This is a genomic window from Sapientia aquatica, assembly GCF_004358105.1.
GTDB lineage: Bacteria > Pseudomonadota > Gammaproteobacteria > Burkholderiales > Burkholderiaceae_D > Solimicrobium > Solimicrobium aquaticum.
In genome coordinates, this window is sequence record NZ_SMYL01000001.1 from 47,031 (window position 1) to 66,698 (window position 19,668).

The following is a 19,668-nucleotide window of genomic DNA, read 5'->3' on the forward strand; positions in this document are numbered from 1 at the left end:
CAAGCATCGGCGTCAACATGATGCGTTGTTACGTTGCACTTAGGCGCGACTAAGCTGATAGCTTTTTTAGAAAGCCTTAGTTACCTAAATTCTTCGTTGGCGTTGCCCCAGCTCCAGAGCCACCCAATAAAAAAATACTTTGAACAATAGCTTGCGTGCCGTTCGCACCGCCCCCGCCGCCGTACCCGATGGCCGTCACGCGAAACATTTTTTGTGAGTTGACGATGCCAAGATAATGAATCACAAAACCGGGCGAGCTTGAATACACCACATCATTAATTGTGGCACCGGTTTTAACAATCGCGCCGGTTGCACCAGAGGTTACTGACGCCATATTGGGTGGTGTATAGGGAAAGTATTTGAGCGCAGATACATTCGCAAGTGTTGGGCCCGGGTCTTGATTATTGGGGCACACTTGAATCACTGTGGGTACGGCAGTGGCGCTGCAAGATGGGACTGGAACGAGGTTTGAGCCAGATTGTTGTAGCCACCATTCGCCATACTGCAATGCATCTTGTGCGCTTTGCAGGGCGCGTTGTTTTTCACGGGTATTACCAGCGATTTTTTCCAGCAAATTATTGCTGCGAAAAACGCTAATTGCCAAGATCGTCATCAGCAGCATGATGATTAGACTGGCTATCAGCGCCACGCCTTGTTGTTTAGACTTTGCTGTGAGGGAAGGATGAGTCATCATGATTTCGACATTAAGCTAATGGTTTGAACCCAGGGCGTGGTCGGCGAAGTGCTGGTGTAGGCCGCATTTGGATTCAATAAATTGGGGGTGAAAAAATTAAGCGTAATTTGAATTGAGCGCACGTTGAGCCACTTACCGTTTGTTTGCACATCGGTTGCGGTCAAATAGGTGTCCGTTGTGCCAGACAATACTGAGTCAACACCATACAGAATTGACATGCTGTACACATCGTTCGCTAACACCAGCGGAGTATTAGGCTTACCGTTATTGGTTGTAACGGAGCACACGAGCTGCCATGAGGAGTTGATATAAAAGCTGTTGACGAATGTCGTTAGCGTGCTCGCTGGAGCCGTTCCCCCCTGACAATTAATAATTCCATCCTGATCGACACCACCCGATTGGAAGTAAATATTGACCGAATCACTTTTGGCACCAGTGCCTGAGCCACCGCCAATTCCCACAATCCCCGCGCCGGCGGTGAAGCTTGACCCATCAGTGTTATTGGTTGCCAATTGCGGTAAGGCAAGGACATTGGCGGTCGCAGATGTCGGCTTGCCAGCATAAAAGCCCGCCAATTGCACGGTATTGGCTAACATAACTACGCCTAAACGTTGATTTTCTTGCGCTTGACCTAGTTTATTTTGTGATTGCGAAGTGCTGTACATGCTCAAAAATATCTGGCTAAGACCCAAGGTCAAAAATAAACCAATGAGTACGGCGACCATTAATTCAATGAGGCTAAATCCAGATTGAAGACCCGGACGGACGCGTGCTAGCAAGCCTTGGGAAGCACTTGGACGGCGGCAGCCATTGAGGGAGTGGATAGAGTTCATGGCTGTACGTATAAATAATAGTATTGGGTGGTCGCGGACTGATTGGCGACAATCGAGGCAGTGCTAGCGTTACCAGCGGCTTGTTTTTCTACCCAGCTAATGGCAATTGTGCAACTGGTTGGCCCACCCGCAGCGGTGCAATTGATATTGAGTCCGTAGCTTGGTGCGATCTGGTACAAATTCTTTAAGCGTGTATCAAATTCATACGCCGCCACGGCCGTCTTGGTGCAAGGAGAAGCAATTGTGCAGCTAGCTGGAACATTACCGAAATAGCTCGTGCTGGTTCCCGTGAACGTACAAGCTTTTGGCCCGTTGCACGGCGGCGTGGTGGTTTGCCAATAACCGCGATTGTCGTGCAAAACGGAAGCAATACTGCTAGCCTGCAAGGCGATCAATCCCCGCGATCCGGAGACCTGAGTGTTAGAAATCGACAGCGCTTGCATTTTGGCGATACCTAGCACGCCAAGCGCAATGATAAGCAAGGCGATCAGCACTTCGAGCAAGCTCACGCCGAGTTGCTTTTGTTTGAGGGCGGTGTTTATGAGCATGAGAAACCTGTTGCGGGCGTATCGCCGTATTTGTAGACTTTTTGACGACCTAGTGCATCGAGAAATAAGCAGCGGGTCGCAGCGTTGTTAATGGGGGCATTATGCAAGGTGAATAACTGACCAGTGGCGTTACCAAAATTAACGCCGAATCCATCGCGATTGTAGGTAATTGAATTGGTCGCGGGTGAGGATGTGATTGTGTCTTTGGTTGTTAAGCTAGGTTGAACGCGCAGTTTTACGTCAGTACCCTTGGTGAAAGCGGCGGGAGAGGCGGCGCTAATATTGGAGAAAATGATCCAACCTGAGTTCCACGTGGTGCCGCTGCAAGACGCGCCATCGGTTGAGGCGCAAATGGTTACGTTTTGGCCCTCTTTGATCGCCTCGGAACGTGCATATTGCATGTCCATCATTAAATTCGTGACCTCAGTATTGGATTGCTGAGTTTGAATAGCGCTATTGAATTGCGGCGCTGCAATCATCAGCAAAATGGTGCCAATCGCCAAAGCAATCATAAGCTCGACCAGTGAAAAGCCTCGTTCTCGCTGACTGGGCGACAACGTGCTTGGTCTATAGCGCTGTTGAGTCAATGACATTAATTCTTCCTAAACAAAGTAGTTAAAAGTGAATTCGCACGGCGTACGCCATTAATTACCGGATAGCATCACTTTACATTGTCTAAGGGAAATATTTAACTCCGCTGGTCAGCCAAAATTAACCGCTTATCTCTCCGGAGCGCGATTTAAGTAACTTTTTTGAAATTTTTATGTTGCTCGAAACGGTTTTGGTGGAGCTAGGAGGCGAAGTGAGAGCGCGCGGTCAGTAGCAGCACCCGTAGGGGCTTGTTTCGTGGACGCCCTTGGCCGATGTCGGCGGCGGCAAGGCGATGCGGCAGGGGGGATGGCCGAAATTAGCTTAGGCGGCGAATCGCTTGATCAGCGACCAAAGGCAGCAAATCGGAAACCAGTCCGACTTGAGGAATCAGTATTTCCGGCGCAATAGCGTGCAGCGGAACGACGACAAAAGCGCGTTGATGCATGCGCGGATGGGGGAGTTGTAATTCAGTGGATTGTAGCGTGATCTGATCGAACAAGAGTAGATCTAAATCCAAGGTGCGCGGTGCATTTTGATAAGTACGCACCCGCCCAAATTCGTGCTCAATGGCTTGCAGAGCGCGCAATAATTCTAAGGGTTCTAGCTCGGTAGCTAATTCAGCGACCGCGTTGACGTAATCGTTGCCGGTCGCCTCTATTGGTGCGGTGAGATACAGCGCGGAACGATTCACCAAACGCGTGTGTGGAATCGCATGTAACGCTTCCAAGGCCGCTTCCACGGTGGCTTGCGCATCGCCTAAATTGGCGCCCAATCCTATGAGCGCCTGATGAGGTGTAGACATGGGGATTTATTCGGCTGCACCAGGTTTTCTCGGACGGCGGCGACGTTTCTTGGCAGCGGGTTTGTCCATGTTCTCAGCACCCGCTGTTGATGCCGATGCGGCTGGCCCAGATGCGGATTTTGTTGCAGGTTTTTTCGGAGCGCGCGATTTCGCGGCTAACAAGGCTTCGCGGCCTTGATTGTCGGCGGCTAAAAAATCGACCCACCAGTTGGCGATTTCTTCGTCTATTTCACCCGACGCAGCGCGCAACACCAAGAAATCCAATCCCGCTCTAAAGCGCGGATGCTCGATTAACTTGTAGGGGGTTTTACCCACGCGGCGATCAAAGCGTGGTTGCATCGCCCAAATGTCGCGCATATCCGAACCAATGCGGCGTTGCAGCGCTAGCGATTCAGTTTGGGTTTGCAGCACATCGTCAGCCGCTAGGTGCAGCGCGGGAATCGGATGCTCACCCGCCGCTTCGTATTTCTGCCACTTTTCCAACACCTGATGCCACAGCAGCGATGCAAATAAAAAGCCGGGGGAAATGGTTTTGCCTTGGCGCACGCGCTCATCTGTGTTGTTGAGTGCGAGCGTGACAAATTTTGCGCCTATCGGCTGTTCTAACACCACATCTAATAAAGGCAACAGGCCGCGATGCAAGCCCTCTTGGCGCAATTGTTTTAAGCACGCTAAAGCATGACCGCTGCTTAATAATTTCAACATTTCATCGAACACGCGTGCGGCGGGCACGTTGTCGATCAATTCGGCCATTTCTGCGATCGGCGCGCGCGTGGTGGTGGCGATCTCAAATTGCAGCTTGGCAGCGAAGCGCACCACGCGCAGCATGCGCACCGGGTCTTCGCGGTAACGTGCTTCGGGTTGTCCAATGATGCGCAGGATTTTTTTGCGAATATCGTGCATGCCGCCGTGGTAATCCAGCACGGTTTGGGTCGTGGGATCGTAATACATGGCGTTGATGGTGAAGTCGCGTCGGGTGGCGTCTTCGTGCTGCTCACCAAAAGTGTTGTCGCGCAAAACTCGGCCGAATTCGTCTTTCGGTGCGCCGTCGCTGGATGCGCCACGGAAGGTGGTGACTTCTAATAAATCTTGTCCAAACATGACATGCACAATTTGGAAACGCTTGCCGATAATAAATGCGCGGCGGAATAGGCGTTTGACTTGTTCGGGCGTGGCATCGGTGGCGATGTCGAAATCTTTGGGTTTTACGCCCAAGAGCAAATCGCGCACCGCGCCGCCGACGATAAAGGCTTTGAATCCGGCTTGTTGCAAGGTGTTGGTGACCCGAATGGCATTGTTGGACACCAAATCGGGATCAATCCCGTGTTCTTTGACGGTTAGCGTTTTGAGCTTGGCCACGACCGGTTTGGCCGCCTTGCTAACTTTCTCAGCCTTGGCAGCTTTTGCGGGTTTGCCAGCGCTCGGCTCTTTGGATTCGCCGCCGCCAAAAAAACGTTTTATTAAGCTTTTAATCATTGAAAATCTTTAAAATTGGCCAGCCATGCGCGTTCGCATGTGCGGATAATCGTGCATTGGGGTTGGTTGCAACCGGGTGGCTGACCAGCTCAAGCAAAGGCAGATCATTGTGTGAGTCACTATAAAAGTGGCTTTGCTCAAAATTGCCCAGCGTTGTGTTGCGCTGCGCTAACCAAGCATGTAAATGGTCCACTTTGCCGCTACCCGAGGTCGGATTGCCGATTAGTTTACCTGTTATGCGCCCATCCGTGGAAATTTCTGGCTGTGCGGCAATTAAATGTTGCACGCCCAAGGCTTGTGCAATCGGTTCGGTCACAAAACGATTGGTCGCGGTGATGATCATGACTAAATCGTTATTGTGTTTGGCAATCAAATCATAGGCCGCGGGTAATAAGGCTGGATTGATCACTTCGTGCATAAATTGCTGATGCATCGTTGCTAATTGTTCTGGTGAAAATGTTGCTAAGGTACCGAGCGCAAATTCCAGATATTCCCGCGCATCCAATGTCCCAGCTTGGTATTGAGCAAAAAAGTCCTTATTGCGTTGTTCAAAATAAGCGACATCGACCGCACCAATTCGGCATAAAAACTGGCCCCACTCGTAATCCGAATCAATCGGCAATAAAGTGTGATCGAGATCGAAGATGGCAATACGTCGGTAATCGAGTGGATTCATGGCGCAGGAATTAAGTGGTGGAGTAACCATTTTTTTGCAGCATCACTTCACGCAGCAATGGCAGGGTGATCGGGCGTTTGGTTTCGAGCGAAAAATTAACCAATGTATCAACCATGCTGGTTAACGATGGCATATCGCGCCGATAGTGGGTGATTAAATAGGGCAGAACGCCAGCCGGAATCGTAATCCCGCGTGCCAAAGCCGCACCTTCTAACGCAGCGATTTTGTCTTCATCGGTTAAGCCGTGCAATTGATAAATCAAGCCCCAGCCCAAGCGTGTGCGTAAGTCCTCGCGCACACCTAAGATCGCTGGCGGCAAGGAACCGGCGGCCACGAGAAAGGCATTGTTTTCTTTGATCTGATTAAACAGATTAAAGGCCGCAATCTGTTTGGTCGCTGCGATTTGCTGGCAATCGTCTAATAAATACAAACTGATTTCGGGCGAATAATCAAAGTCGGCTAACAAGGCAGTTGCTTGGATGTAACGCGCGGCGGGATCGTTGGCTAAGGCGTGCAACAAGTGGGATTTACCCGCACCGGCTTCGCCCCATAAATATACGGTGCGTTCGCCGTAAGTGCTCGGGGTACGCAGGCTAAAGGAACGTAATAAATGCGCGACTTCGGCATTTTGACCAACGACGAAAGTATCTAAACTCGGCGGATTTTCCGCATCGATATCCAACAACAATTGCTTCATGAGGCGTTATAAAAAGTGCTTTTATAGTAGAGGGCGCGCAGATGTTTAAACGCGACAGAGGTAATTGCCGAAGCAGGTAGTGCCAACAAAATGCCGATGAAGCCAAATAGCTGACCAAACGCCAATAACGCAAAAATCACCGCCAGCGGCGGCAAGCCGATGCGTTCACCGACCAAACGCGGTGTTAAGTAAAAGCCTTCCATCACTTGACCGATGCCGTAAATAATGGCGACTAACAGCAACCCGTGCATGGCATCAAATTGCAAAATCGCGCCAATGATCGCTAAGCACAAACCGAAGCCAAAACCAATGTAGGGAATAAACACCAGCAAGCCGGTCAGAATCCCCACCGGCAACGCCACGGAAAAACCGGCCAAGGTTAATGCGCTCGAATAGTATCCGGCCAGCACCAACATCACTAGCAATTGCCCACGTAAATATTGCGCCAACAAGTCGTCAGTCTCTTTGATTAAATCGGTTGTTTTACCAACCCAACGACGTGGAATGAATAAATGAAGGCGGTTAATAATGGCGTGCCAATCAAGCAGTAAATAAAACAGCACCATTGGAATTAATAAAATATTAGCAATTAAACCGAGTACGGCGGTTCCGCCAACTTTGACTGATTCCAATACGCCGGTAGCGATTTTTTGGCCGCTTTCCGCTAAACGTGTGGTGATTAAATCTTTAATGCCTGCGCTATCCAACTTAACGTGGATGTTGTATTCAAGCAGTTTCGGTTCGAGGTAGTCGTGTAATTGATCGAGGAATTTGGGGATTTGCTCTTGCAGTAGCGGAATTTCATTTTGCACAACAGGCAGGACGATTAATACCAAGGCCAGAATCGACGCCAATAACAAAAGCATGGCGATCAATGCGCCCAGCGACCGCGGAATCGAGCGCTTGCCAAATTTGACTTTGCATAACCTATCGACCAGCGGATTGAGCATGTACGCCAGAATCGCTCCGGTCACAAATGGCATCAACACCGGTCCTAAAATGATCAATAACAGGACTAAGGCAATTCCGAGCAGGAGCCAAATAGCGGTTTGAAATTGTTCTTTAGTAAATGTCATAAGGGGAATTTGGGGCGGGATTTAACGATGTCCGATGAAAATGTCTGAATCAATAGGTGAATTAGGTCTGATTTGCTAAAATGTCGGTTTTGAGCAGCGTGCAAGTTAATGCTCTCGCGCAATGCACAACCCGTGAAAACACCGAATTTTACCCGATAGTGCTGCATTTCCAGCTATTTTTACGGCCCCCTTTCTAAATACTTAGCCAGATATTATGACTACATCCTCCAAAGTTTCCCTTTCCTATCGTGACGCAGGCGTTGACATTGACGCGGGCGATGCACTGATCGACGTAATTAAACCATTTGCTAAACGCACAATGCGTGAGGGTGTGTTGGCCGGTATCGGCGGTTTTGGCGCCTTGTTTGAAGTCAGCAAAAAATACAAAGAACCGGTGTTGGTCGCTGGTACTGACGGCGTGGGTACAAAGTTGAAGTTAGCTTTCCACTTGAATCGTCACGATACAGTTGGTATCGATTTGGTCGCTATGAGCGTCAACGATATTTTGGTGCAAGGCGCTGAGCCATTGTTCTTCTTGGATTATTTCGCTTGCGGTAAATTAAATGTCAATGCCGCTGCCGATGTTATCAAAGGCGTCGCCCAAGGTTGCGAACAGGCCGGTTGCGCATTGATCGGCGGTGAAACTGCGGAAATGCCTTCGATGTATCCAGATGGCGAATACGACTTGGCTGGCTTTGCAGTCGGCGCGGTAGAAAAATCGAAAATCATCGACGGTTCCAAAATCGCTCCTGGCGATGTGGTGTTGGGCTTGGCTTCCTCTGGCGCCCATTCCAACGGTTATTCTTTAGTACGCAAAATTATTGAAGTGGCTCAACCGGATTTGGATGGCGACTTCCACGGTAAAAAATTAGCCGATGTGTTGATGGCACCAACCCGCATTTACGTGAAACCATTGCTGGCTCTAATCGAATCTTTAGAAGTCAAAGGCATGGCGCATATCACTGGCGGTGGCTTGGTTGAAAACGTGCCGCGCGTGTTAGGCAAAAACCTCACGGCGATGTTGGATCACACTAAATGGACTATGCCGCCACTATTTACTTGGCTGCAAGAACACGGCAACGTGGCTGACGCTGAAATGCACCGCGTATTTAACTGCGGTATCGGCATGGTTGTGATTGTGTCGAAAGAAAACGCTGCCGCGGCCCTAGAGCAATTGACCGCCGCGGGCGAGCAAGTATGGCAAATTGGCGAAATCCGCGCTCGTGTTGGTGATGAAGCGCAGACGCAAGTCATTTAATAATGCGAGGAATTGAAAAGGCTGGTAAAGCCGTTTAATTTCTGCTGAAGTAGTGAAAAGCCCTAATCCACGATTAGGGCTTTTTTTCGCCCAAAACATGTTCAAAACGCGTATCAGGGATAAACCACATGGCCGCAACAATAAAATAGAGCGCCAGTGAAATCCACGCATTAACACAGCCAAATGCGATACCAACGGCGTAAATAATGACCGACAGATTTCCCTTTTTGTCGTTACCTATTGCTTTGGCTAAGAGCGAATCTTTGCCATGCCGAGCGACTAAAGCGCGCACTAAAAACGAATATGCTACGCCGCACATGAATAGCACGATGCCATAAAAAATAACCGGCGTTTGGGCAAAGTGACTTTCGCCCATCCAATCGGTGGTAATTGGAATCAAGGACATCCAAAATAAAACATGCAAATTGGCCCAGAGAATTCGGCCATTTACGTGCTTGACGGCTTGGAACATATGGTGGTGATTATTCCAGTACAGGCCTACATTTATAAAGCTCAACACATAACAAATAAACTTGGGATAGAGCGGTAACAAATCGCTTAACTGCTTGCCTTCGGGGACGTGCAATTCCAGCACCATAATCGTGATAATGACGGCGATCACACCATCGCTGAACGCTTCTAGTCGACCTTTTTCCATGATTGAATTGGTTTGCTTAAGTTGGGTGTTTTGGACGTGGGCTTAAGCTTACTTGAACATTTTTACAAGTGGCCTAACTTCCATGCACTAAAGAATGATTTCTTCGCAACAATACCATGCTGCTTTCTGTTTAGAAAGTGTGTCAATGACCCGCCGAATCGTTTTTAACGTTTGTTTGCGATCCTGTTGCACTTGAATTAAAGCAAGATTTTCAGTGTAATTCGGGTGGGAAGTCGATAAAATGAGCCAAATTTTGCATTTGTCAGGCCTTAGTCACTTTCCATTGAAAAGCAGATATCAACAATCCTATGGATCAAGAACTCGCTCTACTCGAATCACTCGGTTTTACGCTGCCCACGCCCGCTTATATTTTTGGCGCGATTGTGTTTGGAATTATTGGATTCGCGGCTTACCGCTTCGGTAAGAAAACCGAGCGCCACTACGTGAAGTGGCTGGGCGTAGTGTTGATGTTGTATCCCTACGCGGTCTCGTCAACCGAATTGCTTTACGCGGTCGGGATAGCTTTATGCGGCGCTTGTTATTATTTCAGAGATCGCTAGACCGTCGCATTTAAGCACCGCGGATATGGTCAACCAGTTCTGCGCTAGCTTGATTCGGTTTCTCGGTCAGCAAACTCACAATCATCATCACAATCAAGCCAGCCGGAACCCCAAATACACCGGCTGAGATCGGTGCGATATGAAACCACAAATGGTTTTCGTTCCCGCCCAGCCAAGGCAGGGTTTGCAGCATATACAGCGAACACACGCCAAAGCCCGCCAACATTCCCGCGATTGCGCCTTGTACATTTCCCCGCTTCCAAAATACGCCTAAAACCAAGGCGGGAAATAAGCTAGAGCAAGCCAATGAAAACGCTGACACCACGATCGATAAAATGCCCGCTGGCTTGAGCGACGCCACGTAAGCGGCAACGAGCGCCACCACCAACAAAACTAATTTAGAGCTAGTCACACGTTGGCGCGTCGTGGAGTGTGGGGCGAGAATTTTGTAATAAATATCGTGCGATAACGAATTGGAAATTGCGAGCAATAAGCCGTCGGCGGTGGACAGCGCTGCCGCCAAACCACCAGCCGCGATGAGGCCAGAAATTACATATGGTAATCCCGCAATTTCTGGCGTGGCCAGCACCACAATATCGCCATCAATCACGATTTCCGACAACTGCACAATCCCGTCTTGATTGAGATCATTAATCGAAACCAAGGGCGTCACCTTATCGATGCTGGCCCAATAGGAAACCCACTCAGGTAATTTGGCAAATTCGCTGCCTACCAAGGAGGTATAAATATCCACCTTGACCAGCACCGCCAGCGCAGGGATCGTGATGTAAATCAGCATGATAAAAAACAACGACCAAAATACCGAAGTGCGCGCTTCGGCCACCGACGGTGTCGTGTAATAGCGGATGAGCACATGTGGTAGCGCAGCCGTGCCGAGCATTAAGCAAAATACCAAGGCCAAAAAATTATTGCGTTTGATGTTCGATTCGTCCGCCGTCTTACCCTGAAACGGTTCGGTATGCGCTTTGACGGGCAGGGAATGTGCCAGATTATTGTTGCGCGCCTCTGTCCATTTTTGCCGCGCATCTTCCGGCAATTTGGGAAATTGATCCAAGGCTTGCTGCGCGGCACGGACTTCCATTAACGACGCATTGCTATTGAGTTGCTGAGTGAGTTTGGATTGAAGTTGTTCTCGACCTTGCGCCCATGAATTTGGCAATTGACTGATTTGCTTTTCGAGCGTCGCAGCGCGCTCTTTATAAATTGTGCGGACTTCTAATTCTTTGGGGTCGTTGTTGATTTTCTTTTCTTGCGCGCTCAAGACCGACAAGGTTTGTCCATAAGCGCCGGGCGGAAAAGGGTTGCCAGTATGTTTGACCGATAACCACACCACCGGAATCATGTAGGCAAACAAAATCACAATATATTGCGCCACCTGCGTCCAGGTAATAGCGCGCATCCCGCCTAAAAAAGAGCAGACCAAAATACTGGCTAAACCTAAAAAAATCCCAATGGAGAAATCCACACCAGTAAAGCGCGAAGCGATTAATCCAACGCCGTAGATTTGTGCCACGACATACACAAATGAAATCAGAATCGTCGCAATCACCGCCAAAATTCGCACTGCATTTGGGAAGCGTGCATTATGAAATCGCGTGCCTAAAAAATCAGCAATGCTGTATTGCCCAAACTTACGCAAATACGGCGCAATTAAAATTCCCACCAAACAAAATCCGCCCGTCCAGCCGATGATGTAAGCCAACCCTTCAAAGCCTTCTAAATACAAACCACCTGCCAAACTAATAAAACTAGCCGCCGAAATCCAATCGGCTGCGGTCGCCATGCCGTTAAACATCGCGGGAACGCGCCGACCAGCGACGTAGTACTCCGAAATATCAGCGGTGCGCGAAATAATGCCGATACCGGCATACACCATGATGGTAGAAAAGATGAACAAGTAACCAATCCAAGCACGCGGCACGCCTGCATTTTCTAGCAACGCCAATAACGCTAAAAACGCGATAAAACATAGCGTGTACCAAATGTAGTAGCGGCGCAGACGCTGCTCGAACTGTCGCTGTTTGATCATTTATTTTTCTCTAAGCGATTCATGCGCCAAGCGTAGAGCGCTACGATGAGGACGTACAACAGCGTTAAACCTTGTGCCGCCATATAGAAAGAGATCGGCCAACCTAAAACAGTCCACTGATTCAATTCGCGCGCGAAGTAAATCACGCTAAAGGTAGGAATGCCCCAAAGTAAACATAGGAACAGGGTAAACAGGCGTGTCTTACGCCAAATTGGATTAGTTGGCTGCATCATCGTCCTCCACGTTTTCTGGCGGAGAATCGGGGAAGCTGATGCGGAATAATGTACCTGGATTCGCTTGCTCAACGGCGATATCGGCGCCATGTTGTTGCGCGATCTCACGCACAATCGCCAAGCCTAAGCCACTGCCTTCAACATGATTATTCAAGATCCGGTAGAAGCGCTCAAAGATGTGCGGAACCTCGGCCGGATTGATGCCGATTCCTTGATCTTCCACTTCTAAGACGGCATGTTGATCGACTTGTTTAATGCGCAGCGTGACACTTTTATCGGCTTGGGTGTAATGCAGCGCATTGTCGATTAAATTATTGATCAACTCGCGCAGCATCAAACTATTTCCCAGCATATACACCGGTTGATCGGGAACTTCTAATCCCAAATCAATCCGCGCATTGAGCGCCTTTGGTACCCAGTCGGATGCAACTTGGCGCGCTAACTCGCTTAAATCCATCTTGCGTAATTGCGTCGTATTGAGATTTTCTGCGCGCGCTAAGGACAACAATTGATTGACCAAATGGGTGGCGGATTCCGAGCTTTTGGCGAGCTGAATTAGCGAGCGATGGATTTCTTCTTGATCCGAATGCCGCAGCGCCAATTCGGACTGCATGCGCATTCCGGCCAGCGGTGTTTTCATTTGGTGTGCCGCGTCGGCGATAAAGCGCTTTTGAATGCTGATTGAGAGCGAAAGCCGATCTAGCATTTCATTAAAGGAATCCACCAAGGGCAAAATTTCTTCGGGAATTTGTCCTGAAATAATCGGACTCAAATCATCCGATTTGCGCGCACGAATGCGCTGCTGTAATTCAAGCAATGGCGCCAAGCCGCGTGTGAGCGCCAGCCAGATGAGGGTTAAGCCAATCGGCAAAATAATAAACTGCGGGAAAATCACGCCTTTAATAATTTCGTTGGCAAGTTGCGAGCGCTTCTCTAAGGTTTCGCCAACTTGAATTAAGATCGTTTGCCCCGGCGCAGTTGGACTGGTTTTAATGCTTACATAACGCGCTGCGATTCTGATTTCTGCACCGTGTAAGGCCGTGTAGCGAAATTGCACGTCGCTGAGTTTGTCGTTCGATTTGGCGGCAAGAGCAGTGGCGGGAAAATCCGCATCGCCATCGATCAGTGTGTGCTGGGCATCGCTGAGTTGGAAATAAATCGAATCCTGCGCATCCGCGCGCAAAATCCGTTTTTCAGAGGGAGATAATTGCGAAACCAGCTTGCCATCGACTTGCTTAATTTGCTGCGACAAGACCAAAATTTTATCGTCCAACGCGCGATCAAACGGGTGATTAGCAATCGACTTGGCGACCAAATAAGTAATCGCAATACTCATCGGCCAGAGCAACAATAACGGCGCCAAAATCCAATCTAAAATCTCGCCAAACAGCGAACGCTTGCGGTCTTCTTCCGGTTGCGTGGAGAGCGGTTTAGACGCCGCCTTAGAGGGAGTTAGGCGCATTGAATTTTTCTAGGCAATAACCCAAGCCACGCACGGTAGCAATGCGGATGCCACCGACTTCAATTTTTTTACGCAGGCGATGCACATAGACTTCAATCGCGTTATTGCTAACTTCTTCGCCCCATTCGCACAGATGATCGACCAATTGATCTTTGGATACCAACCGACCAGTGCGCTGCAATAACACTTCTAGCAAGCCCACTTCGCGGGCCGATAAATCGATTACTTGGTCATTGATATAAGCGATGCGACCAATTTGATCAAAGTTAAGCGGTCCGTGGCTAATCATGGTCGGTCCGCCACCCGCGCCGCGCCGAGTTAAAGCCCGCACCCGGGCTTCTAGTTCATACAGTGAAAAAGGCTTGGCCATGTAATCGTCAGCGCCTAAATCCAAGCCGCGCACGCGTTGTTCAATGGAATCGGCTGCCGTCAGTATCAGAACCGGCAAATGCGAATTGCGCGCGCGCAGGCGCTTTAAGACATCCAAGCCGGACATTTTCGGCAAGCCTAAGTCCAAAATCAGCAAATCAAAATCTTGCGTCGATAACGCGGTGTCCGCGGCCATGCCATTATTAACGCAATCGGTCACATAGCCAGATTGCCGCAAAGAGCGAGTCAGACCGTCGGCTAAAACGCTGTCGTCTTCAGCTAATAAAATACGCATGATTTTATTGCCCTAAGGGAAAAGTTGTGCGGTTGAAAAGATTTTACAGTCTAGGTCGTTTTCGGCACATCAGCAACAGTTTTGAAATTTTTTGACTTTTTAACTGTTTTTTTATACAGTACTAAAAAATTACAGTAGAATACGCCAAAACCGGCAAATTGCTGTTGAACAACCTTAAAAGCAAGCTCAAGAACGACCTTAGTAACGCCCCTTAATTTACTCGCTGAAAGATACCATGGACGATAAAAAAACACTCCCAACGGCAGAAAAAGCCAAGGCTTTGGCAGCTGCGTTAGCACAAATCGAAAAACAATTCGGCAAGGGTTCCGTCATGCGTATGGCGGATGGCGAAGTCGTTGAGGAAGTTTCTGTTGTGTCAACAGGTTCTCTCGGTTTGGATATCGCTCTAGGTGTTGGCGGCTTACCACGCGGCCGCGTGATTGAAATCTACGGACCAGAATCGTCCGGTAAAACGACCTTGGCATTGCAAGTGATCGCCGAGATGCAAAAGCTCGGTGGAACCTGTGCCTTTATCGATGCCGAACACGCGCTGGATGTTGGCTATGCACAAAAGCTCGATGTCAATTTGTCTGACTTGCTGATTTCTCAGCCAGACACTGGCGAACAAGCCTTAGAAATTACCGACGCGCTAGTGCGTTCTGGCAGTATTGATTTGGTCGTGATCGACTCCGTTGCTGCGTTGACGCCCAAGGCTGAAATCGAAGGCGACATGGGCGCATCCTTACCAGGTTTGCAAGCCCGTTTAATGTCCCAAGCGTTGCGTAAGCTCACTGGTAGCATTAACCGCACGAATACCTTGGTCATTTTCATTAATCAAATTCGTATGAAAATCGGCGTCATGTTTGGGAACCCAGAAACGACAACCGGCGGTAATGCGCTCAAATTTTATGCTTCCGTGCGTTTAGATATTCGCCGCACCGGCGGTATCAAGTCAGGTGAAGAAGTGATCGGTAACGAAACCAAAGTTAAAGTGGTTAAGAACAAAGTCGCGCCTCCGTTCAAAGAAGCGCATTTTGACATCATGTACGGCGAAGGTACTTCGCGCGAAGGCGAGATCTTGGATTTAGGTTCAGATGCCAAAATCGTTGAAAAAGCCGGCGCTTGGTACAGCTACAACGGCGAACGCATCGGTCAAGGTAAAGACAATGCGCGTAACTTCTTAAAAGAACGCCCAGCCTTAGCCCGCGAAATCGAAAACAAAGTGCGTCAACATTTAGGCGTCCCAGTTTTGCCTGCCATCGTTGAACCTAAATTGACCAAAGCCGCTGCCGCTAAATTAGCCGAAGCCGCCAAAGCAGCCGATGCTGATTCCGAAGAAAGTCCAGTTAATGCGTCCAAAGCAGCAAAAGCTAACGCTAAAGAATAGGGCGCTGAATTACCTTTCTCTGCGTGAACATAGCCGACTTGAGCTTGGGCGTAAGTTAGCGCGTTACGCGGAGGAGGGTGACGATGTTGAAGCCTTGTTGGATTTTTTAGAAAAGGCGAAGTTTTTATCCTCCGAGCGGTTTTCTGAAGCATTAGTCAGACGCCGCTCCGAGAGTTACGGCAATAGCCGTATTTTGGCTGAGCTGCAAACACATAACTTAGATCCAGAGTTAATGGCGCAAAGTAAAGCGGAATTGGCTGAAACCGAAGTCGCTCGTGCTTGCGCTGCATGGCAGAAAAAGTTTGGACATTTGGCTCTGGCTAATTCATCCGACTCCGATTCCTCAGATCCTGATTCAATTCAATCTTCCCGTGAACAGCGCGCCAAACAATTTCGGTTTTTGGCCCAGCGCGGATTCTCTTCCAATGCCATCAAAATCGCCTTGCGCGGCATTGTTGACGATGTTGATCAGTTCGATTCTTAATTCCTACTTAGGGCATTATTGCTTCGACGCACCTAGTGGGGCATGCCAGGTGGGTGTTTATCTCGGTAAGTATTTATCCAGTTGATGTCGACTCTGTCTACTGGCCCAATGGTCATCACTTCCGATTCGTATTTAAATAAGCAGCAATTAAAGGCAATGTGTTAACTCGGCGTTAATTATTGTTAATATTTTCAATATTCATTCTGCTTTGAAACCAACAAAACCCACCAGTTTGGTGATCGGAAAAGGCTAATTACTAGCCCAAGTACTGACAGAAAATTGGTGTCACCCACCCACCTGTGCTAAACTTCTGGAATTATTTTGCAGTGCCGCAAGAGCGGCTGTTAGCGTAGAAACTGCGCCAACGACGCGTAATGTGGCTTTTTGAACTTTAATGGAACTTTGTTTGCAAGCTTGCCGGTAATCGGCAGTTGTTGACATAAAAGAAAATCGCCCAGCCCCACTCCATGTTTTTTCCTCCATCAACATCCCGCCGTGTGTTAAAACACAGTCGTGTTATTTCCATCGAAGCCTACGCTCGAGAAGATAACTTATGGGATATTGACGCCAGAATCTCCGATACCAAAACCAATCCGACTCAATTAGCCAGTGGCGTTCGCCCTGCTGGTGAGCCGATTCACGATTTGGGTTTGCGCATCAGTATTAATACAGATTTTGACATTGTGGACGCACAAGCTGTCTCGAGCAGACATCCTTATCCCGGCTATTGCAATGCGATCACGCCCGACTACACTAAGTTAGTCGGACTCAATTTGTTAAAGCAATTTCGGCATGAGGTTCAAGTGCGTTTGGGCGGCAATCGCGGTTGCACGCACATAACTGAATTAGTTCAAATTCTGCCAACGGCGGCCTTGCAGGCTTTTGCTGGCGATGTGTTGAAGATTAATGATGTCGCCACAGGCAGCAAGCCCGATGCGGCAATGCAACAACAAACCAAGCAACCATTTCAGTTAGACCGCTGCCACGCTCTAAAGCTTGATGGCGGTGCAGTAGCAACTTATTATCCGCGCTGGTACAAACCTGCTAGCGCGATATAAAGAGTAAAAGAATCACAAGGGTTACTTTTAGTTTAATTTATCTCCAAAAGCGTTCGAAGGGAAATCGCATGAAAATCCATGAGTATCAGGGAAAAGAAATTCTCCGTAAATTCGGAGTCACCGTGCCACGCGGCATTCCATGTATGTCAGTTGAAGAGGCTGTTAAGGCGGCTGAAACCTTAGGCGGCCCAGTTTGGGTTGTTAAGGCACAGATTCATGCTGGCGGTCGCGGTAAAGGCGGCGGCGTGAAAGTAGCTAAGACGCTGGAACAAGTTAAAGAATACGCAGACGCGATCATGGGCATGCAGTTGGTCACGCACCAAACTGGCCCTGAAGGTCAAAAAGTTCGCCGTTTATTGGTTGAAGAAGGCGCAGATATCAAAAAAGAACTGTACGTCAGTATGGTGACCGATCGTATTAGCCAACGTGTAGTATTAATGGCTTCGAGCGAAGGCGGTATGGATATTGAAGAAGTTGCCGCTTCCCATCCAGAAAAAATTCATCACATCGCAATCGATCCAACGGCAGGTTTGCAAGATGCTGAAGCCGACGATATCTCACGCAAAATCGGTGTGCCAGAAGGCTCCATCGAAGACGCACGCGTGCAATTAAAAGGTTTGTACAAAGCCTTTATGGAAACCGACGCATCATTGGCTGAGATCAACCCATTGATCGTGACTGGCTCAGGCAAAATCATCGCTTTGGATGCTAAGTTCAACTTCGACTCCAACGCGCTGTTCCGTCAACCAGAAATCGTGGCTTATCGCGACTTGGATGAAGAAGATCCAGCTGAAATCGAAGCGTCTAAATTTGACTTGGCCTACATTTCCTTAGACGGCAATATCGGTTGTTTAGTCAATGGCGCAGGTTTGGCCATGGCAACGATGGACACGATCAAATTGTTCGGCGGCGAGCCAGCCAACTTCTTGGACGTGGGCGGCGGTGCGACAGCAGAAAAAGTAACCGAAGCATTCAAGATCATGTTGAAAAACCCAGGCTTGAAAGCGATCTTGGTCAACATTTTCGGCGGCATTATGCGTTGCGACGTGATCGCCGAAGGCGTGATCACCGCATCCAAAGCCGTATCCTTAAAAGTGCCACTGGTTGTACGCATGAAGGGTACTAACGAAGAAATCGGTAAAAAAATGTTGGCTGACTCTGGTTTGCCTATTATCTCCGCAGACACCATGGAAGAAGCCGCTCAGAAAGTAGTGGCTGCTGCGGCCGAATTTGCTGCTAAAAAATAATAAGGAAACAACATGTCAATCTTAATCAATAAAGACACCAAAGTAATTACCCAAGGTATTACTGGTAAAACTGGCCAATTCCACACCCGCATGTGCCGCGATTACGCTAACGGTAAAAACTGTTTCGTTGCCGGCGTAAATCCGAAAAAAGCAGGCGAAGACTTCGAAGGCATTCCAATCTACGCTAACGTGGGCGAAGCCAAAGCAGCAACTGGCGCCACCGTTTCTGTGATCTACGTTCCACCAGCAGGCGCAGCAGCGGCAATTTGGGAAGCAGTTGAAGCCGATTTGGATTTGGCGATCTGTATCACTGAAGGTATCCCAGTTCGTGACATGATGATGTTGAAAGACCGCATGGCTAAAGCTGGCAGCAAAACTAAATTGTTAGGACCAAACTGCCCAGGTTTGATCACTCCTGATGAAATCAAAATCGGTATCATGCCTGGTCATATCCACCGCAAAGGTCGTATCGGCGTGGTTTCCCGCTCTGGTACATTGACATACGAAGCGGTTGGTCAATTGACAGCCTTGGGTTTAGGTCAATCGTCCGCGGTTGGTATCGGCGGCGATCCAATCAATGGCTTGAAACACATCGATATCATGAAAGCGTTTAATGACGATCCTGATACCGATGCAGTCATCATGATTGGTGAAATCGGTGGTCCAGATGAAGCCAATGCGGCGTATTGGATTCGCGATAACATGAAAAAACCAGTCGTTTGCTTTATCGCTGGTGTTACCGCTCCTCCAGGCAAACGCATGGGTCACGCTGGCGCATTGATTTCTGGTGGTGCCGACACAGCACAAGCTAAGTTGGACATCATGGAAGAATGTGGCATCAAATCAACTAAAAACCCGTCAGAAATGGCGCGTTTGTTGAAAGCAATGCTGTAATCGTTTAATTCAATGTGAATTTACGCAAGATTATGGCGGTTGCGTAATGCGGTCGGGGCGCTCTTTCTGGGTGCCCTAACTTACCAACAAGCGCCGCTCGAAGATTCTGCGGCTCGTTACCAACGATAAGCACAAATCAACCGTAATTTCGATTTGCGTTGTATTAGGCAGTAAAAAGGAAGTGTTTCGATCGGTTTTGATGATTCAGAACAGATCACACACTTCCTTTTTCATTACAGATTTCGAATTGGCAGTGCATTGCCCAATAAAATGAATTCATTCCGGAAATAATCATCATTTTAGTGTCCGTCTGATAACCA

The 19,668-nt window shown here is 48.7% G+C and carries 21 protein-coding genes; 7 read left to right on the forward strand and 14 right to left on the reverse strand.

Annotated features, from left to right (window positions below; genetic code table 11):
• Nucleotides 1-76 precede the first annotated feature (76 nt).
• From E2I14_RS00215 to E2I14_RS00255, 9 genes are all read right to left on the reverse strand, one after another.
• Nucleotides 77-694 carry a pilus assembly PilX family protein gene (locus E2I14_RS00215; protein WP_133324270.1) on the reverse strand — a complete coding sequence of 206 codons (618 nt, stop codon included), beginning with the start codon at nt 692-694 and terminating at the stop codon, nt 77-79.
• Nucleotides 691-1,527, reverse strand: coding sequence for a PilW family protein (locus tag E2I14_RS00220; RefSeq protein ID WP_133324272.1), 837 nt, complete (start codon nt 1,525-1,527; stop codon nt 691-693). Before E2I14_RS00220 ends, E2I14_RS00215 begins: the two co-directional genes overlap by 4 nt.
• On the reverse strand, nt 1,524-2,075 hold the full coding sequence (pilV, locus tag E2I14_RS00225; RefSeq protein ID WP_133324274.1) for a type IV pilus modification protein PilV: 552 nt from the start codon (nt 2,073-2,075) through the stop codon (nt 1,524-1,526). Before pilV ends, E2I14_RS00220 begins: the two co-directional genes overlap by 4 nt.
• Complete coding sequence (locus tag E2I14_RS00230) at nt 2,066-2,668, reverse strand: GspH/FimT family pseudopilin (RefSeq protein WP_133324276.1); 603 nt, start codon at nt 2,666-2,668, stop codon at nt 2,066-2,068. The genes pilV and E2I14_RS00230 overlap by 10 nt, the downstream gene beginning before the upstream one ends.
• Nucleotides 2,669-2,982: 314 nt before the next feature.
• Complete coding sequence (folK, locus tag E2I14_RS00235) at nt 2,983-3,468, reverse strand: 2-amino-4-hydroxy-6-hydroxymethyldihydropteridine diphosphokinase (RefSeq protein ID WP_133324278.1); 486 nt, start codon at nt 3,466-3,468, stop codon at nt 2,983-2,985.
• A gap of 6 nt (nt 3,469-3,474) precedes the next feature.
• Nucleotides 3,475-4,944, reverse strand: coding sequence for a polynucleotide adenylyltransferase PcnB (pcnB, locus tag E2I14_RS00240; protein ID WP_133324280.1), 1,470 nt, complete (start codon nt 4,942-4,944; stop codon nt 3,475-3,477).
• Entirely contained in the window at nt 4,937-5,650 is a 714-nt protein-coding gene (locus E2I14_RS00245) for a histidinol-phosphatase (RefSeq protein WP_227544540.1), read from the reverse strand. Before E2I14_RS00245 ends, pcnB begins: the two co-directional genes overlap by 8 nt.
• The gene (gene hda / locus E2I14_RS00250; protein WP_133324282.1) at nt 5,631-6,317 is read right to left on the reverse strand and encodes a DnaA regulatory inactivator Hda; all 687 of its coding nucleotides are present in this window, start codon (nt 6,315-6,317) and stop codon (nt 5,631-5,633) included. Before hda ends, E2I14_RS00245 begins: the two co-directional genes overlap by 20 nt.
• Entirely contained in the window at nt 6,314-7,393 is a 1,080-nt protein-coding gene (locus E2I14_RS00255; protein WP_206105556.1) for an AI-2E family transporter, read from the reverse strand. The genes hda and E2I14_RS00255 overlap by 4 nt, the downstream gene beginning before the upstream one ends.
• 214 nt (nt 7,394-7,607) lie before the next feature.
• On the opposite strand from E2I14_RS00255, the gene purM reads away from it, so the two are divergent.
• Nucleotides 7,608-8,651 (forward strand): phosphoribosylformylglycinamidine cyclo-ligase, encoded by a 1,044-nt coding sequence (gene purM / locus E2I14_RS00260; protein ID WP_133324287.1) that lies wholly within the window; start codon nt 7,608-7,610, stop codon nt 8,649-8,651.
• A gap of 73 nt (nt 8,652-8,724) precedes the next feature.
• Here the strand turns inward: purM and E2I14_RS00265 are convergent, their stop codons facing one another.
• Nucleotides 8,725-9,309 (reverse strand): TMEM175 family protein, encoded by a 585-nt coding sequence (locus E2I14_RS00265; protein ID WP_133324289.1) that lies wholly within the window; start codon nt 9,307-9,309, stop codon nt 8,725-8,727.
• Between the two features lie 308 nt (nt 9,310-9,617).
• Here E2I14_RS00265 and E2I14_RS00270 point away from each other — a divergent pair, with 308 nt between their 5' ends.
• Nucleotides 9,618-9,869: a hypothetical protein gene (locus tag E2I14_RS00270; RefSeq protein ID WP_133324291.1), complete on the forward strand. Its 252-nt coding sequence runs from the start codon at nt 9,618-9,620 to the stop codon at nt 9,867-9,869.
• A gap of 10 nt (nt 9,870-9,879) precedes the next feature.
• Here E2I14_RS00270 and E2I14_RS00275 read toward each other — a convergent pair whose 3' ends face one another.
• Genes E2I14_RS00275 through E2I14_RS00290 form a run of 4 tightly spaced genes read right to left on the reverse strand, consistent with a single transcriptional unit; the run spans nt 9,880 to nt 14,278 of the window.
• A complete protein-coding gene (locus tag E2I14_RS00275; protein WP_133324293.1) occupies nt 9,880-11,919 on the reverse strand; it encodes a sodium:solute symporter family protein in 2,040 nt (679 codons plus the stop codon).
• The gene (locus E2I14_RS00280; protein ID WP_133324295.1) at nt 11,916-12,152 is read right to left on the reverse strand and encodes a DUF4212 domain-containing protein; all 237 of its coding nucleotides are present in this window, start codon (nt 12,150-12,152) and stop codon (nt 11,916-11,918) included. The genes E2I14_RS00275 and E2I14_RS00280 overlap by 4 nt, the downstream gene beginning before the upstream one ends.
• Complete coding sequence (locus E2I14_RS00285; RefSeq protein WP_133324297.1) at nt 12,136-13,614, reverse strand: sensor histidine kinase; 1,479 nt, start codon at nt 13,612-13,614, stop codon at nt 12,136-12,138. The genes E2I14_RS00280 and E2I14_RS00285 overlap by 17 nt, the downstream gene beginning before the upstream one ends.
• Complete coding sequence (locus tag E2I14_RS00290) at nt 13,595-14,278, reverse strand: response regulator transcription factor (RefSeq protein WP_133324299.1); 684 nt, start codon at nt 14,276-14,278, stop codon at nt 13,595-13,597. The genes E2I14_RS00285 and E2I14_RS00290 overlap by 20 nt, the downstream gene beginning before the upstream one ends.
• A gap of 235 nt (nt 14,279-14,513) precedes the next feature.
• Here E2I14_RS00290 and recA point away from each other — a divergent pair, with 235 nt between their 5' ends.
• The 5 genes from recA (at nt 14,514) to sucD (ending at nt 19,348) form a co-directional block, all read left to right on the forward strand.
• A complete protein-coding gene (recA, locus tag E2I14_RS00295; RefSeq protein ID WP_133324301.1) occupies nt 14,514-15,665 on the forward strand; it encodes a recombinase RecA in 1,152 nt (383 codons plus the stop codon).
• On the forward strand, nt 15,628-16,149 hold the full coding sequence (gene recX, locus E2I14_RS00300; RefSeq protein ID WP_133324303.1) for a recombination regulator RecX: 522 nt from the start codon (nt 15,628-15,630) through the stop codon (nt 16,147-16,149). The genes recA and recX overlap by 38 nt, the downstream gene beginning before the upstream one ends.
• A 467-nt stretch (nt 16,150-16,616) precedes the next feature.
• A complete protein-coding gene (locus E2I14_RS00305; RefSeq protein WP_133324305.1) occupies nt 16,617-17,207 on the forward strand; it encodes a DUF2889 domain-containing protein in 591 nt (196 codons plus the stop codon).
• A 68-nt stretch (nt 17,208-17,275) separates the two neighbouring features.
• Nucleotides 17,276-18,454: an ADP-forming succinate--CoA ligase subunit beta gene (gene sucC, locus E2I14_RS00310; RefSeq protein WP_133324307.1), complete on the forward strand. Its 1,179-nt coding sequence runs from the start codon at nt 17,276-17,278 to the stop codon at nt 18,452-18,454.
• Between the two features lie 12 nt (nt 18,455-18,466).
• Nucleotides 18,467-19,348 (forward strand): succinate--CoA ligase subunit alpha, encoded by an 882-nt coding sequence (gene sucD / locus E2I14_RS00315; RefSeq protein WP_133324309.1) that lies wholly within the window; start codon nt 18,467-18,469, stop codon nt 19,346-19,348.
• The last annotated feature ends 320 nt before the right edge of the window (nt 19,349-19,668 follow it).